Consider the following 13,664-nt stretch of genomic DNA (forward strand, 5'->3'; position numbering starts at 1 on the left):
GGACCTCGGCCGGCTGGCCGGCGCCCCCGCAGGCGGCCCGGAGGTCCCCTACCGGGCGTCCGCTCGACCCCCGGCGTTCAGGCGAAGGCGGTTCGCAGTGCGCGCAGGACCGTGGCGGGTTCGGTCAGGGCATGGTGGACCGGCGGGACGGGCAGGTCGAGGCCGAACAATTGGTAGACGGCGTGCATGGCGCCGCGCACGGAGTATTCGACGGTGAAGACGACGTCCTCGGGGATCTCGACGTACTGGCCGAGGAGGGCGAAGTTGCGGGCGCCGTGCGGGATCACGCGCGGGCGGTCGTGCACGGTGCGCGGCGCGAACTGGCTGGTGATGTAGGGCATCATCACGGTGGTGACGGTCGTGGTGGCGAGGACGTCGTCGGTCAGGTCCTCGAAGCCGAGCTGACCCAGGAGTTCGGTGAGGATCTCCCGCCCGGTGCACTCGGCCATGGTCTTGCCGGTGTGCTCGCCGGGGACGTCGATGAACAGGCCGTAGCCCCACAGGGTGAAGACGTCGTCCGGCTGGCCGTCGAAGTGCGGTGGACGGGGGACGACGATCGACATCAGCCAGGGCGAGTCCTTGAACGTCATCAGTGCGCCCGTGCCCGGCGCGTTGCCGCTGAACTCCTCGATCCGCTTCAGCAACGCGGGGCTGCGCATGGTGAGGGTGAACGACTCCCAGGCCGCTTCGGGGATGCTGCCGTTGAACACGGCGGGCCGGCCGAAGTCGGGCGCCTTGCGCGCGAGGGTCTCCCAGAGCGTCCAGCTCCCGTCGCGCTTGTCGCGGATGACCTCGGGTGCGGTGTGGTCGTCTCCGTAGGCGGCGTCTGCGGTCATCGAGCCGAGCGTGATGAACGCCAGGTCCAGATCGGCGAGTTCGACCTCCTCGTGTCGCCCCTCGCGGTCGAGGTGCAGACGCCTGGCGCGGCGGATGCCCTGCTGCTCGACGAAGTCGACGTCGGTGACGGTGACGCCGTGCTCGAAGCGCACCCCGTGCTCCAGCAGCCAGGCGGTGAGCGGCCGGACGATGGAGTCGTACTGGTTGAGGCGGGTACGGCGCACACCGGCGAGGGTGTGGATGCGCGGGAACTCCTGGAGGAAGCGCAGCAGGTAGCGCTTGAGCTCGATGGCGCTGTGCCAGTTCTGGAAGGCGAAGGTGGTTCGCCACATAGCCCAGAAGTTGGTGGAGAAGAAGTGCTCGGAGAAGAGCTCGTCGATCCGGCGTGCTCCGATCACCGACTCGGGCATGACCAGCAGCCGGGTCAGCTCGAGCCGGTCATGGGCGTCGAGGCCGAGGCGGGCGGCGTCGACGATGTGGTGGTCGCGGTCGATCAGCCGGGCCCTGGCGTCGGTCGGCCACGCCACGTTGAAGTCGGTGATCTCTTGGCGGACAGAGACCTCCGGGTCGTCCAGCGTGGGGATCGTCTCCAGCAGGTTCCACAGGCAGGTGTAGGCCTCGTCCTCCAGCATCCGCCCGCCGCGGGTCACGTAGGCCGCCTCCGGCGAGCCTTGGCCGTCGAGCGAGCCCCCCGCGAGCGGGAGCTGCTCCAGGATGTGGATGTTCTCGCCGGGGACCTCGCCGTCCCGGATCAGGAACGCCGCGGCGGCCAGGGCGGCGATCCCGCCGCCGACCATGTACGCCTTCGCCTGACGCCCACTGTTGATCATGTCGTGTTCCGTTCGTCCGCCGGGTCCGCCCCTGCGACGGTCGGCAGGGGGTGCCGCCAGCCTCCGGCACCGCCGGCGGCGGGCGCGCGGGGCCGACCGGCCCCGCTCCCGGGTCGTTGGTCCTCGGCTTGCCGGCCCGTCGGGCCCTGCGGTGGTGCGTGCGAGGTTCGGCTGGGCCGCAGGTCCCTCTCCCAACTGCTGGGCCGTGACCCGGTCGGCCCTGTGCCGGAGCGGGTGCGCGGCGTGACGATGGGTACGGCCCGCCGTCGGCGGCCAGCGAAGCCGACCGAGTCCCGAGGAGACCGCAACCATGACCGTGACCGCCGCTTCAACGCCCGGAGAGCCGACCGAGGCCGAGCTGCGGGCGCTCGACGCCCACTGGCGTGCCGCCAACTACCTGGCGGCCGGTCAGATCTACCTGATGACCAACCCGCTGCTGCGCGAGCCGCTGCGACCCGAGCACATCAAGCCACGCCTGCTGGGCCACTGGGGGACCTCACCCGGCCTGAACCTGGTCTACACCCACCTCAACCGGATGATCTCCGGGCGCGACCTGGACGCCATCTGCGTCTGGGGCCCGGGACACGGCGGCCCGGCGGTGCTGGCCGGCTCCTGGCTGGAGGGCAGCTACAGCGATACCTACCCGTCCGTCACCCGCGACGAGGAGGGCATGGCGCGGCTGTTCCGACAGTTCTCCTTCCCCGGCGGTGTCCCCAGCCATGTGGCACCCGAGACGCCCGGGTCGATCCATGAGGGCGGCGAGCTGGGCTACGCGCTGTCGCACGCCTACGGCGCCGCCTTCGACAACCCCGGGCTGCTGGTCGCCTGCGTGATCGGCGACGGCGAGGCGGAGACCGGGCCGCTGGCCGCCTCCTGGCACGGCAACAAGTTCCTCGACCCGGTGCACGACGGCGCGGTGCTGCCGGTACTGCACCTGAACGGCTACAAGATCGCCAACCCCACGGTGCTCTCCCGCCTGCCCGAACAAGAGCTGGACCAGCTGTTGCGCGGATACGGCCACGACCCGCTGTACGTCACCGGCGACGACCCGATGGCCGTGCACCGCGCGATGGCCGCCGCCATGGACACGGCCCTGGACCGGATCGCCGCCATCCAGCGCGCCGCCCGTGAGGACGGAGCCATCGAGCGGCCGGACTGGCCGGTGATCGTGCTGCGCACCCCCAAGGGCTGGACCGGCCCGCACGAGGTCGACGGCGTGCCGGTGGAGGGGACCTGGCGCGCCCACCAGGTCCCGCTCGACCAGGTCCGCAGCAACCCCGCCCACCTCGCCCAGCTGGAGGAATGGCTGCGCTCCTACCGCCCCGAGGAGCTGTTCGACAAGCAGGGACGGCCCACCGCGCAGGTCCTCGAGTGTGTTCCCGAGGGCCGCCGTAGGCTCGGGGCGAACCCGCACGCCAACGGCGGTCTGCTGCTGCGCGAGCTGCCCCTGCCCGAGCTGGAGCGCTACGCCGTCCCGGTCGACAAGCCCGGCACCAGCCTGCACGAACCCACCCGCGTCCTCGGCGACCTGCTCGAACAGGTGATGGCCGACACCGCCGAACGCCGCGACTTCCGGATCGTCGGGCCGGACGAGACCGCCTCCAACCGGCTCCAGGCCGCATACGGCGTCACCGGCAAGGCCTGGCAGGCCGCCGTCCTGCCGGTCGACGAGCACCTCGCCCGCGACGGCCGGGTGCTGGAGATCCTCTCCGAACACACCTGCCAGGGCTGGCTGGAGGGCTACCTGCTCACCGGCCGGCACGGCCTGTTCTCCTGCTACGAGGCCTTCGTCCACATCGTCGACTCGATGGTCAACCAGCACATCAAGTGGCTGCGCACCAGCCGCGCCCTGCCCTGGCGGGCACCGATCGCCTCACTCAACTACCTGCTCACCTCGCACGTCTGGCGCCAGGACCACAACGGCTTCTCGCACCAGGACCCCGGCTTCGTCGACCACGTCCTCAACAAGAGCCCCGAGGCCGTGCGCGTCTACTTCCCGCCGGACGCCAACACCCTGCTCGCCACCGCCGAGCACGTGCTGCGCAGCCGCGACTACGTCAACGTCGTGGTCGCCGGGAAGCAGCCCTGCTTCGACTGGCTCACCCTGGACCAGGCCCGCGCCCACTGCGCCCGCGGCGCGGGCATCTGGGACTGGGCCGGCACCGACGACGGCGCACGCGAGCCGGACGTGGTGCTCGCCTGCGCCGGTGACGTGCCGACCCAGGAGGTGATCGCCGCTGCCGGGCTGCTGCGCCGTCACCTGCCCGAACTCGCGGTGCGGGTGGTCAACGTGGTCGACCTGGCCCGGCTGATGCCCGCCGAGGAACACCCGCACGGCATGCCCGACGCCGAGTTCGACGCCCTCTTCACCAGCGGCAAACCCGTCGTCTTCGCCTACCACGGCTACCCGTGGCTGATCCACCGGCTCGCCTACCGCCGCGCCGTCCACCCGCAGCTGCACGTGCGCGGCTACAAGGAGTCCGGCACCACCACCACGCCGTTCGACATGGTGGTCCGCAACGACCTCGACCGCTACCGCCTGGTGATGGACGTCATCGACCGGGTGCCCGGCCTCGCCGTGCGCGCCGCAGCCGTCCGCCAGCAGATGGCCGACCAGCGCAGCCGGCACCACGACTGGATCCGCGAACACGGCACCGACCTGCCCGAGATCGCCGACTGGCAGCCGGGCAGCTGACCCGGGCCGGGCGGCTGACCAGGGCCGGGCGGCGCCCCACGGAAGGAAGACGAGCACCACGGACCTGACCGTCACCGTCGGCGGACCGGCACGTCCTCGCGGTGCGCCACCCGGAATTGCCGGTCCGCACCGACGAGGTCCACGGCACCGTCACCTCGGCACTGGTCGCCGCAGGCGAGGGGGCCGAACTGCTGGACCTCGGGGCACGCGGCAGCGGCGGCTTCCCGGGGCTGCGGGTCGGCTCCACCGCCCCGCACCTCGCCGCCCGGCCCGGTGGCCCACGCGGTCCTGCACCATGCCGACTGCCCGGTGGCGGTCGTGCCCGAGGCATGGGCTCAGCCCCTGACCGGGACCTTCGGGACCGGCCAGGGGCTGCTCGGCCCCTGTGGCAGGACCTCAGCAGCCGCGAGCCTGTCCATCAGACACGGGGTTGCGCACGTCGGTGCCGCGACCGGAGAGCGGAGGAGGACGTGATCATGTCTCACGCGGTTGTGGTGGGAGTCGACGGATCGGCGCAGAGCGCGGCGGCGGCCGAGTGGGCGGCCTACCAGGCGTACCGGAACGGCCGGGCCCTGCGGTTGGTCCACGTCGGCGCGCAGCCGGAGTTCTCGGTGGAGGCCGCGGACCCGGCGGAGCTGCTGCCCCGGCCGGTGCTCGCACTGCGGGACCAGATCGTGACGGTGCTGCCGGGCCTCAAGGTCTCCTGCGAGCACGTGCCCGGCAGCCCGGCCGACGCACTGGTCGCCGCCGGAGAGCGCGAAGGACTGCTGGTGCTCGGCTCGCGCGGGATCGGCGGACTCGCCGGGCTGCTGCTCGGGTCGGTCGCGTTGCGCGTGGCGGCGCACGCCGCCTGCCCGGTGGTCCTGGTCGGGACCGGTACGGACGGCCAGGGCGGCGTGAACGGTGACGTCGTGGTCGGGGTGGACAGCAGCCGGCCCTGCGCCGAGCTGCTCGCGTTCGCCTTCGAAAGGGCCGCCGAACGCGGCGCGGTGCTGCGCGCGCTGGAGAGTCGCGAGTTCCCCACCGGGCGGTACGTGACGGCTGCTCCGGTGGACCCGCCGGAGATCACGAGTGCGCTGGCAGCCGCCGCGCAGGTCAGGCTCCAGGACACGCTGGCGCCCTGGCGGAAGAAATTCCCCGAGGTGCGTGTCGAGGCCGAGGTGACCGGCTGGCCGGCCGGGAAGGCACTGGTGGAGGCCTCGCGCAGCGCTTCGCTGGTGGTGGTGGGCCGTCGGAGCCCGAGGATCCGGTCGGCCGCGCCCGGGCTGGGCGCCGTGGCCCACGCGGTGCTGCACCACACACACGGCCCGGTCGCGGTGGTGCCGCACGACTGACCGACAACGCCACGCCGGCCGTGGCAGGACCGGATGCCGGTCCTGCCACGGCCGTTGGCGTGTTCGGCCCCGGGGCGTTCCCGGCCGCGGGAGCCTGCGGGGAGGGACCTTCGGCCCGCAGGCGTACCCCATCGGCCGCCTCCCCGGGTGGCGGAGCTCGGGAAGGCTGTCGGTGCAGGCGCGAGCGACGCCCGCCAGTACCCGGTCCCCGGACGAAAAACCGAAAGGTGGTCCCGACATGTCCCGCCGCCCGCAGACCGAGGAGCCGACTCCTCCCGCCCCGGCCGCCGCCGTTGCCGTTGACGCCCTGGTCGCCGACGCCCTGACAGCTCTTCGGGAGTACGCCGACTTCACCCAGGAGCAGGTCGACCACATCGTCAAGAAGGCGTCGCTGGCCGCTCTGGCCCAGCACACCGGTCTCGCCGCGCTGGCGGTCGAGGAGACCGGGCGCGGCCTGTTCGAGGACAAGGCCGTGAAGAACGTCTTCGCCTGCGAGAACGTCACCCACGTGATGGCCCGCACGAAGACCGTCGGGGTGGTGCACCGCGATGAGATCGACGGGATCGTGGAGATCGCCGAGCCGGTCGGTGTGGTCGCGGGCGTCACCCCGGTCACCAATCCCACCTCCACCACCATCTTCAAGTGCCTGCTGGCGCTGAAGACCCGTAACCCGATCGTGTTCGCCTTCCACCCCGCCGCGCAGCACTGCTCGGCGCAGGCGGCCCGGATCGTGCGGGATGCGGCGGTGGCGGCCGGAGCACCGCGGTCCTGCATCCAGTGGATCGAAGAACCGTCGATGGCAGCCACCCAGGCCCTGATGAACCACCCGGACGTGGCCACCATCCTGGCGACGGGTGGCAACGCGATGGTCCGCGCGGCCTACTCCTGCGGCAAGCCGGCTCTCGGCGTCGGCGCCGGCAACGTCCCCGCCTACGTCGAGCGGAGCGCGGACCTGAAACGGGCCGTCAACGACATCGTGCTGTCGAAGACCTTCGACAACGGCATGATCTGCGCCTCCGAGCAGGCCGTCATCCTGGACGCGGAGATCCGCGATGCGGCGCTCGCCGAGTTCCGCACGCTGAAGGCGCACCACGCGAACGCCGAGGAGAAGGCGCTGCTGGAGCAGTACCTGTTCGGCGCGGGGGAGGGGAGTTCCTGCGCGGGGCAGCGGCTGAACGCCGACGTGGTGGGCCGCAGCGCGCCCGAGATCGCGACGGCGGCGGGGTTCGAGGTGTCGGCGGACACCTCGGTGCTGCTGGTGGACGTCGGGCGGGTCGGCCCGACCGAGCCGCTGACCCGCGAGAAGCTGTGCCCGGTGCTGGCCGTGCTGACCGCCTCCTCGCGCCGAGAGGGCGTCGAACTGGCCTCGGCGATGGTGGAGTTCAACGGGCTCGGACACTCGGCCGCGGTGCACACCGAGGACGCGGCGTTCGTCGAGGAGTTCGGGCACGCGGTCAAGGCGTGCCGGATCATCTGGAACGCACCCAGCTCGCAGGGCGGCATCGGCGACGTCTACAACGCCTTCACCCCCTCGCTGACACTGGGCTGCGGCTCCTACGGGCACAACTCCGTCGCAGGCAACGTGTCGGCGCTGAACCTGCTCAACATCAAGCGGATCGGGCGGCGCAACACCAACATGCAGTGGTTCAAGGTCCCGCCGAAGATCTACTTCGAGCGCAACAGCATCAAGTACCTGGCGAGCATGCCGAACGCCCACCGCATCGTCGTCGTCACCGACCGGACCATGGTGGAGATCGGCCACCTGGAGCGGATCCGCGGCATCCTGGACCGCCGCCGCGAACCCGTCGAGGTCCGCGTCGTCGACTTCGTCGAGCCCAACCCCAGCATCGACACCGTACGGCGGGGCGCGGAGCTGATGCGCGACTTCCGCCCCGACACCATCGTGGCGCTCGGCGGCGGTTCGCCGATGGACGCGGCGAAGGTGATGTGGCTGATGTACGAGCACCCGGAGGTGGAGTTCGCCGACCTGAAGGAGAAGTTCTTCGACATCCGCAAGCGCGCCTTCACCTTCCCGGACCTGGGCGAGAAGGCGAAGCTGGTGTGCATCCCGACCACCTCCGGCACCGGAGCCGAGGTCACCCCGTTCGCGGTGATCACCGACACCGCCACCGGACAGAAGTACCCACTGGCCGACTACGCGCTCACCCCGTCCGTCGCCATCGTCGACCCGGCGCTGACCACCCACCTGCCCAAGGACGTCACCGCCGACACCGGCTTCGACGCCCTCACCCACTGCATCGAGACCTACGTGTCGGTCTACGCCAACGACTTCACCGACGGGCTGGCGCTCCAGGGGATCCGGCTGGTCTTCGAGAACCTGGAGCAGGCCGTCACCGACGGCCCGAACAACCCGCGCGCCCGGGAGAAGATGCACAACGCCGGCACCATCGCGGGCATGGCCTTCGGTTCGGCGTTCCTGGGCGTGGTGCACGCCATGGCGCACACCCTGGGCGCGACCTTCCACGTGGCGCACGGGCGCACCAACGCGCTGCTGCTGCCGCACGTCATCCGGTACAACGGCACGGCTCCGGCGAAGGTCAGCAGCTGGCCCAAGTACCGCAGTTACGTGGCGCCCGAGCGGTACCAGGCCATCGCCCGGACGCTCGGCCTGCCCGCCGACACCCCTGAGCGGGGCGTCGAGTCGCTCGCCACCGCGATCGAGGAACTGCGTGACCGGGTGGGCATCCCGCGCTCCTTCAAGGAAGCCGGCGTGGACGAGGCGGCCTTCCTCGCGGCACTGCCACAGCAGGCGATGAACGCGTACGAGGACCAGTGCGCCCCGGCCAACCCCCGGATGCCGTTGCTCGCCGACATGCAGCAGCTGATGCGCCAGGCCTACTACGGCAACCGGTCCTGACCACCACCCGAGTGAGAGGGACAGCCCGACCATGACCACACAGCAGCAGGGAGCCGCGACCGCCTGGGACGGCTTTCGGGGCAACCAGTGGTGCGACGCCATTGATGTGCGCGACTTCATCCAGCGGAACTACACGCCGTACGAGGGCGGCGCCTTCCTGGCCGGCCCGACCGGGCGGACCCTCGCGGTGTGGCGGCAGATCACCGACCGCTTCCCCGAGGAGCACCTGGACCAGACCGAGCTTCTGCTTCCTACCGCTGCCTCCCACATCGCGGCCGCCCCAGCGGCGGCCCAGCCTCACGCGCCAACTGCACCGCAGCGGGCGAAGTGGTGACAGGGACCCATGGGCCCTGGTGGGCGGCTTCGTCGGTCCCACGGGCGGAAGTTGTCCTCACCGGGGCTGATGGTCCCGGCACGGCGGCCTCCACGACGCCCGGGGCCGTCTCGTGGCACCGGTCCGTGAGGAGCGCGCCCGCCGGGGAGCGCCGGAGGGCTGCCTGCTGCTCACGGGGTGAGGCTGCCTGCTTTCTCACTGCCGGGGCACCGTAGTGCGTCCGGGCGACATCCGGACAGGGCTCACGCCTGGCCGGTCTGCGGGATCAGCTGGTGAGGGCGGTGGGTGCGAAGGCCGCCAGCCAGACCAGTACGAAGGTTCCGCACGTCATCACCGGTACCAGGAAGCGGGTCTCGAAGCGGTTTCCCGTCCGTTTGATCAGTACCAGCTCGAACCGCCGGCCGTACGGCCACAGCAGTGGCACGCCCTGCCGGGTGAGGAAGTCGCCCAGCAGGTGGGCCAGGGTGCCGAGCACCACCGTCCAGGGCAGCCACGCTCCGGTCCCGGGGAGCCAGGTGTCGACCGAGGCCGTTCCGATCGCGGCCAGGCCGATGGTGGTGGCCCGCGAATGGGTGCAGCGTCCGGGGGTGTGCGAGCGCAGGGCGTGGACGGCGAGCAGGAGCAGGGCGAAGGTCAGTCCGTCGGTGAAGCCGCGCTGCCAGCGGGTCACGCCCGCCAGGCTTCCCGCGCCCACCAGCGCGACGAAGAGCAGGGAGTGGGTGGCGTGCCGGTGTCCTCCGGAGAGCCGGGCCACCGCGCGGCAGAGGAGCCGCGTGAACGGTCCGAAGAGGTTGGCCACCGTTCCGTCGTGGTGGTCGAGGTCGGGTAGCAGGGCCGCGCCCGCGCTCAGCAGCGCGCCGACCAGGACCTCGCCGGGGAGCAGGGGGCGTCCGGCCGCGACCGGTGCCAGGAAGGGTGCTGCCGCCGCGAACACGAGTGCTCCGCTCACGGCGTGCGAGTGGCCCATCATGCGTGTCCGCCCCCTGCGTGCCAGCCGCCCGTCGGCGTCCCGGCAGCACTCGCGGGAGGCCCGGCGGGCGGTTTCCGTCAGTGGTCGACTGCCCGTTGACCGGCCGTCCATGCGCGGGCGCGGCGGTCGGTGATCACCCCGGGCCTGCCGCACCGGCCCCAACTCGGCCACCGGATCAGCGGTCACCGCCTGCGACAACCCGGTGATCCGACGCTCCGAGACTATGAATGCACGTGCTGCAGTCCCCACCACGGACGGTCCAACGAGCCGACAGCACACAGGCCACGGCCAACCATGCACGAGATCGTCAGGATCCGCCGATCTCGCAGGTCAGGGCATACTTCCTGCCATGCGAGTCGACTTCGATCCCAAGACCATGCCCCGTGGCGACTTCTACCGGTTGCTGACCGCGGTGGTCGTGCCCCGGCCGATCGCGTGGGTGTCCACGGTCAGCCCCGATGGCTTCACAGCGAACCTTGCCCCGCACTCCTTCTTCACCATCGCGTGCGTGGAGCCGCCGATCGTCCAGTTCACCTCGGTCGGCCGCAAGGACACCCTGCGCAACGTCGAGGCGAGCGGCGAGTTCGTGGTCAGCTTCGCGCCCGAGGAGCTGTTCGAGCAGATCAACGCGACCGGCACGGACTTCCCGGCCGGCGAGGGCGAGTTCGAGGCGGTCGGGATCCGGCCGGAGCCGTCCCTGCTGGTCAAGCCGCCCCGGGTGGCCGCCTCGCCGGTCGCCCTGGAGTGCCGCCTGCACAGCACCGTCCGGCTCGGCGACTCCACCGTGGTCTTCGGCCGTGTGGTGCACGCGGCCGTCGACGACTCCGTCCTGGTCGACGGCCACCCCGAGATCACCCGGCTGCGCCCGCTCTCCCGGCTCGGCCGCAACCAGTGGGGCACCACCGCCGGGATCCGCGAGATCGCCCGGATCCCGTACGGGGAGTGGCCCCGGGGCTGACCCGCCGGGCGGATGCGGTCAGCAGTCGCACCCGCAGTCGCAGCAGTCGCACCCGTCACAGCAGTCGCACCCGCAGTCGCACCCGTCACAGCAGTCGCCGCAGTCGCAGTTGCGGGCACAGAAGCCCTCCTTGCGCTCGCGCGACCAGGGGTCCTCGTGCTCGCAGCAGAGCAGCTGGCAGGTGCAGGCCATCGCCAGCCACACCGCGCAGCCCGAGATCAGCGGACGACGGGGCCTGGGCCCGCGCGGGTGCTGGTGGCCCGGGTTGCCATCCGGCGGAGCGGTCGGCATCACGGCCGCCGGGCCGTTGCCGGCTGGGTCGGTGCCGGCCTGTGCGGTGGCGGTCTGTCCGGCGAGCGAGGGCAGGGTGCAGGACGGGCCGTGGCCGAAGACCCGGTCGACCGCCGCGCCCGTCTCGTGGGCGAGCAGCAGGTGAACCAGGGCGCGGTCGGTGAGTTCCACGTCGCGCAGCGCCAGGCGGATGCCGTGCACCGCGTCCCGGCACAGCCGCTCCGCCTCCGCGCGCGAGGTGCCGGTCGCGGTCAGCGGGTTCCACTGGCCCGCCCCGGCGTCGGCGTCCTGGTCCTCCGCGGCGTCCAGCAGGTGCGCCAGCCGGCCGAACAGCCGGCCCGCCTCGGCGAGCGCGGACGCGTTCCCCGGCCGGCCCGCCAGCACCGCGGTGTGCGCGAACGCCGCCGCCGTCGCCGTCTCGGTCGGCTCGGTCACCAGCAGCACCGAGGAGCCGGTGCCGAGCGAGGCCTCGATCTCCGCCTGCCGGGCCGCCGCGTCCAGCAGCACCGCCGTGTCGAAGCCCAGCACCGAACCGCCGCCCGCGCTCTGCCGGTCCCAGCGCCGGGCGACCGCCCGGGCACCCGCCGCCACCGGACGCCGCGCGAACACCCCGTCGCCGTCCACCACGTGGTCGCGCATCTTCACCGAGGCCAACGCCAGCGACACGGCCGCGGCCAGCCTCGCCCCCTCGCCGCGCGCCACCGACGCCGAACGCATCCCGCGCAGCGGGCACGGACCCGCCGTCCGCCGGTCGCCGCCCGCGGTGCCCCGCGGACCCTGCGCCTCGACCAGGACCGAGATCAGCAGCCCGTCGTAGTTGGTCGCGGTCCGGGCCAGCTGCCCGTGGTCGTCGCGCAGCGCCAGGCACAGGCCGCACAGGTGCGCCAGCCACGACGCGTGCAGCTTCTCCGACAGCCGGTGCCGGCACGGCCTGATGATCCCGAACATGGAGCCCCCTGTTGTGCACCCCCGATGGAGATCGTGATCCTAGCGGCTCCACGGCCCGTCAGGGCAGGTGCGGGGGTGGACGAGGGGGCGGGCGAGGGCCCCCGGCCCGGGTCGCGCCGCGCTAGCATCGGCACTTCGCCGACCACGGGAGACCGCTGCCATGTCCTTGCCGCGCATCGGAGTCGTCATCGTGACCATGGGCACCCGCCCGCGGGAGCTGGCGGCGCTCCTGGCTTCGGTGGCGAGGCAGGACTCCCCGGCGGCGCGGGTGGTCCTGGTGGGCAACGCGACACCGCTCACGGACGTCGCGACGGACGCGACCAAGATCCCGCTGGAGGAGAACCTGGGCTGCCCCGGCGGTCGCAACGTGGCCCTGGAACTGCTGCGCGACTCGGGTGAGGTCGACGTCGTCGTCGAACTCGACGACGACGGCCTGCTCATCGCCGACGACGTGTTCCGCACGGTCCAGCGGCTGTTCGCGGAGGACCCGGAGCTGGGGATCGTCGGATTCAGGGTCGCCGACGAGCACGGGCACACCGAGCGGCGCTGGGTGCCCCGGCTCCGCGCGGACGACCCGATGCGCCGGGGCCCGGTGACCGCGTTCCTCGGCGGGGGCCACGCCCTCTCGATGCCCATGCTCCGGCAGACCGGCCTGTGGGCGGGGGAGTTCTTCTTCGGCCACGAGGAGTCCGACCTGGCCTGGCGCGCGCTCGACGCGGGATGGAAGATCCTCTACGAGCCCGATCTCGTCCTCCAGCACCCGAGGACCTCACCGGCCCGGCACGCGGGACACTACCGGTTCACCGCCCGTAACCGGGTGTGGCTGGCCCGCCGGCGCCTCCCGCTCCTCCTGATTCCGGTCCACCTCGGCGTGTGGATCCTGCTCACCACGGCGCGGACCCGGACCCTCACGGGCCTGAAGGCGTGGTGGGGCGGATTCTTCGAAGGCGTACGGATGCCGTGCGGCCCGCGCAGGTCGATGAGCTGGGGCACGGTCTGGCGGATGACGCGCCTCGGACGCCCGCCGATCATCTGACGTGGAGCGCGGGGGCAGGGTGCGGGGCGCGGGGTGCGGAGTGCACGCTCGGGGCGGGCCCAACCCTGTTGCTAGGGTGATCGAATGACAGTCATTCGACAGGTCCAGGTCACGTTCGACTGCGCGTCACCCGAGCGGGTCGGCCGCTTCTGGTGCGAGGTGCTGGGGTACGTCCCGACCCCGCCGCCGCAGGGATTCGCCAGCTGGGAGGAGTACACCGGCTCCCAGGCGCCCGAGGACCGCGACTCCTGGTTCGTGGCCAAGGACCCGTCAGGGGTCGGCCCGCGGCTGTACTTCCAGCGCGTCCCCGAGGGCAAGTCCGCCAAGAACCGGGTGCACCTCGACGTCCGGGTCGGCACCGGCCTGGTCGGCGACGAGCGGCTGGCCGCGCTCACCGCCGAGAGCGAGCGGCTGGTCGCGCTCGGCGCGGTGGTCGACCGGGTGCTGTACGCCGACGAGGAGAACGAGTCCTGCATCAACATGCGGGACGTCGAGGGCAACGAGTTCTGCCTGGACTGACCCGGCGCCGCCGACTCTCGCGGGCCGGGCCCGG

General features: G+C 72.2%; 10 protein-coding genes. 7 read left to right on the forward strand and 3 right to left on the reverse strand.

Annotated features, from left to right (window positions below):
- Positions 1-77 precede the first annotated feature (77 nt).
- Positions 78-1,667 carry an oleate hydratase gene (locus ABEB06_RS38165; RefSeq protein WP_345701547.1) on the reverse strand — a complete coding sequence of 530 codons (1,590 nt, stop codon included), beginning with the start codon at positions 1,665-1,667 and terminating at the stop codon, positions 78-80.
- Positions 1,668-1,977: 310 nt separating this feature from the next.
- Here ABEB06_RS38165 and ABEB06_RS38170 point away from each other — a divergent pair, with 310 nt between their 5' ends.
- From ABEB06_RS38170 to ABEB06_RS38185, 4 genes are all read left to right on the forward strand, one after another.
- Entirely contained in the window at positions 1,978-4,362 is a 2,385-nt protein-coding gene (locus ABEB06_RS38170) for a phosphoketolase family protein (RefSeq protein ID WP_345701548.1), read from the forward strand.
- A gap of 476 nt (positions 4,363-4,838) precedes the next feature.
- Positions 4,839-5,696, forward strand: a complete 858-nt coding sequence (locus tag ABEB06_RS38175) for a universal stress protein (RefSeq protein WP_345701549.1) — start codon at positions 4,839-4,841, stop codon at positions 5,694-5,696.
- 238 nt (positions 5,697-5,934) lie between these two features.
- Positions 5,935-8,574: a bifunctional acetaldehyde-CoA/alcohol dehydrogenase gene (gene adhE / locus ABEB06_RS38180; protein WP_345701550.1), complete on the forward strand. Its 2,640-nt coding sequence runs from the start codon at positions 5,935-5,937 to the stop codon at positions 8,572-8,574.
- 31 nt (positions 8,575-8,605) lie between these two features.
- Positions 8,606-8,908, forward strand: a complete 303-nt coding sequence (locus ABEB06_RS38185) for a hypothetical protein (RefSeq protein ID WP_345701551.1) — start codon at positions 8,606-8,608, stop codon at positions 8,906-8,908.
- A 265-nt stretch (positions 8,909-9,173) separates the two neighbouring features.
- Here ABEB06_RS38185 and ABEB06_RS38190 read toward each other — a convergent pair whose 3' ends face one another.
- Positions 9,174-9,878 carry a metal-dependent hydrolase gene (locus ABEB06_RS38190; protein ID WP_345701552.1) on the reverse strand — a complete coding sequence of 235 codons (705 nt, stop codon included), beginning with the start codon at positions 9,876-9,878 and terminating at the stop codon, positions 9,174-9,176.
- A 349-nt stretch (positions 9,879-10,227) separates the two neighbouring features.
- On the opposite strand from ABEB06_RS38190, the gene ABEB06_RS38195 reads away from it, so the two are divergent.
- Positions 10,228-10,836, forward strand: a complete 609-nt coding sequence (locus ABEB06_RS38195) for a flavin reductase family protein (protein ID WP_345701554.1) — start codon at positions 10,228-10,230, stop codon at positions 10,834-10,836.
- An 18-nt stretch (positions 10,837-10,854) separates the two neighbouring features.
- Here ABEB06_RS38195 and ABEB06_RS38200 read toward each other — a convergent pair whose 3' ends face one another.
- Positions 10,855-12,075 carry a DUF5685 family protein gene (locus ABEB06_RS38200; protein WP_345701555.1) on the reverse strand — a complete coding sequence of 407 codons (1,221 nt, stop codon included), beginning with the start codon at positions 12,073-12,075 and terminating at the stop codon, positions 10,855-10,857.
- Between the two features lie 160 nt (positions 12,076-12,235).
- Here ABEB06_RS38200 and ABEB06_RS38205 point away from each other — a divergent pair, with 160 nt between their 5' ends.
- A complete protein-coding gene (locus ABEB06_RS38205) occupies positions 12,236-13,111 on the forward strand; it encodes a glycosyltransferase family 2 protein (protein WP_345701556.1) in 876 nt (291 codons plus the stop codon).
- A gap of 84 nt (positions 13,112-13,195) precedes the next feature.
- Positions 13,196-13,630, forward strand: a complete 435-nt coding sequence (locus ABEB06_RS38210; RefSeq protein WP_345701557.1) for a VOC family protein — start codon at positions 13,196-13,198, stop codon at positions 13,628-13,630.
- The last annotated feature ends 34 nt before the right edge of the window (positions 13,631-13,664 follow it).

Origin of the sequence: Kitasatospora terrestris (assembly GCF_039542905.1) — a bacterium.
Taxonomy (GTDB): Bacteria; Actinomycetota; Actinomycetes; order Streptomycetales; family Streptomycetaceae; genus Kitasatospora; species Kitasatospora terrestris.

Excerpts from the sequence above, each read along its gene's own strand:
- ABEB06_RS38165 (WP_345701547.1), bottom strand. The coding sequence starts at position 1,667 with ATGATCAACAGTGGGCGTCAGGCGAAGGCGTACATGGTCGGCGGCGGG.
- ABEB06_RS38170 (WP_345701548.1), top strand. The coding sequence starts at position 1,978 with ATGACCGTGACCGCCGCTTCAACGCCCGGAGAGCCGACCGAGGCCGAG.
- ABEB06_RS38175 (WP_345701549.1), top strand. The coding sequence starts at position 4,839 with ATGTCTCACGCGGTTGTGGTGGGAGTCGACGGATCGGCGCAGAGCGCG.
- adhE (WP_345701550.1), top strand. The coding sequence starts at position 5,935 with ATGTCCCGCCGCCCGCAGACCGAGGAGCCGACTCCTCCCGCCCCGGCC.
- ABEB06_RS38185 (WP_345701551.1), top strand. The coding sequence starts at position 8,606 with ATGACCACACAGCAGCAGGGAGCCGCGACCGCCTGGGACGGCTTTCGG.
- ABEB06_RS38190 (WP_345701552.1), bottom strand. The coding sequence starts at position 9,878 with ATGATGGGCCACTCGCACGCCGTGAGCGGAGCACTCGTGTTCGCGGCG.
- ABEB06_RS38195 (WP_345701554.1), top strand. The coding sequence starts at position 10,228 with ATGCGAGTCGACTTCGATCCCAAGACCATGCCCCGTGGCGACTTCTAC.
- ABEB06_RS38200 (WP_345701555.1), bottom strand. The coding sequence starts at position 12,075 with ATGTTCGGGATCATCAGGCCGTGCCGGCACCGGCTGTCGGAGAAGCTG.
- ABEB06_RS38205 (WP_345701556.1), top strand. The coding sequence starts at position 12,236 with ATGTCCTTGCCGCGCATCGGAGTCGTCATCGTGACCATGGGCACCCGC.
- ABEB06_RS38210 (WP_345701557.1), top strand. The coding sequence starts at position 13,196 with ATGACAGTCATTCGACAGGTCCAGGTCACGTTCGACTGCGCGTCACCC.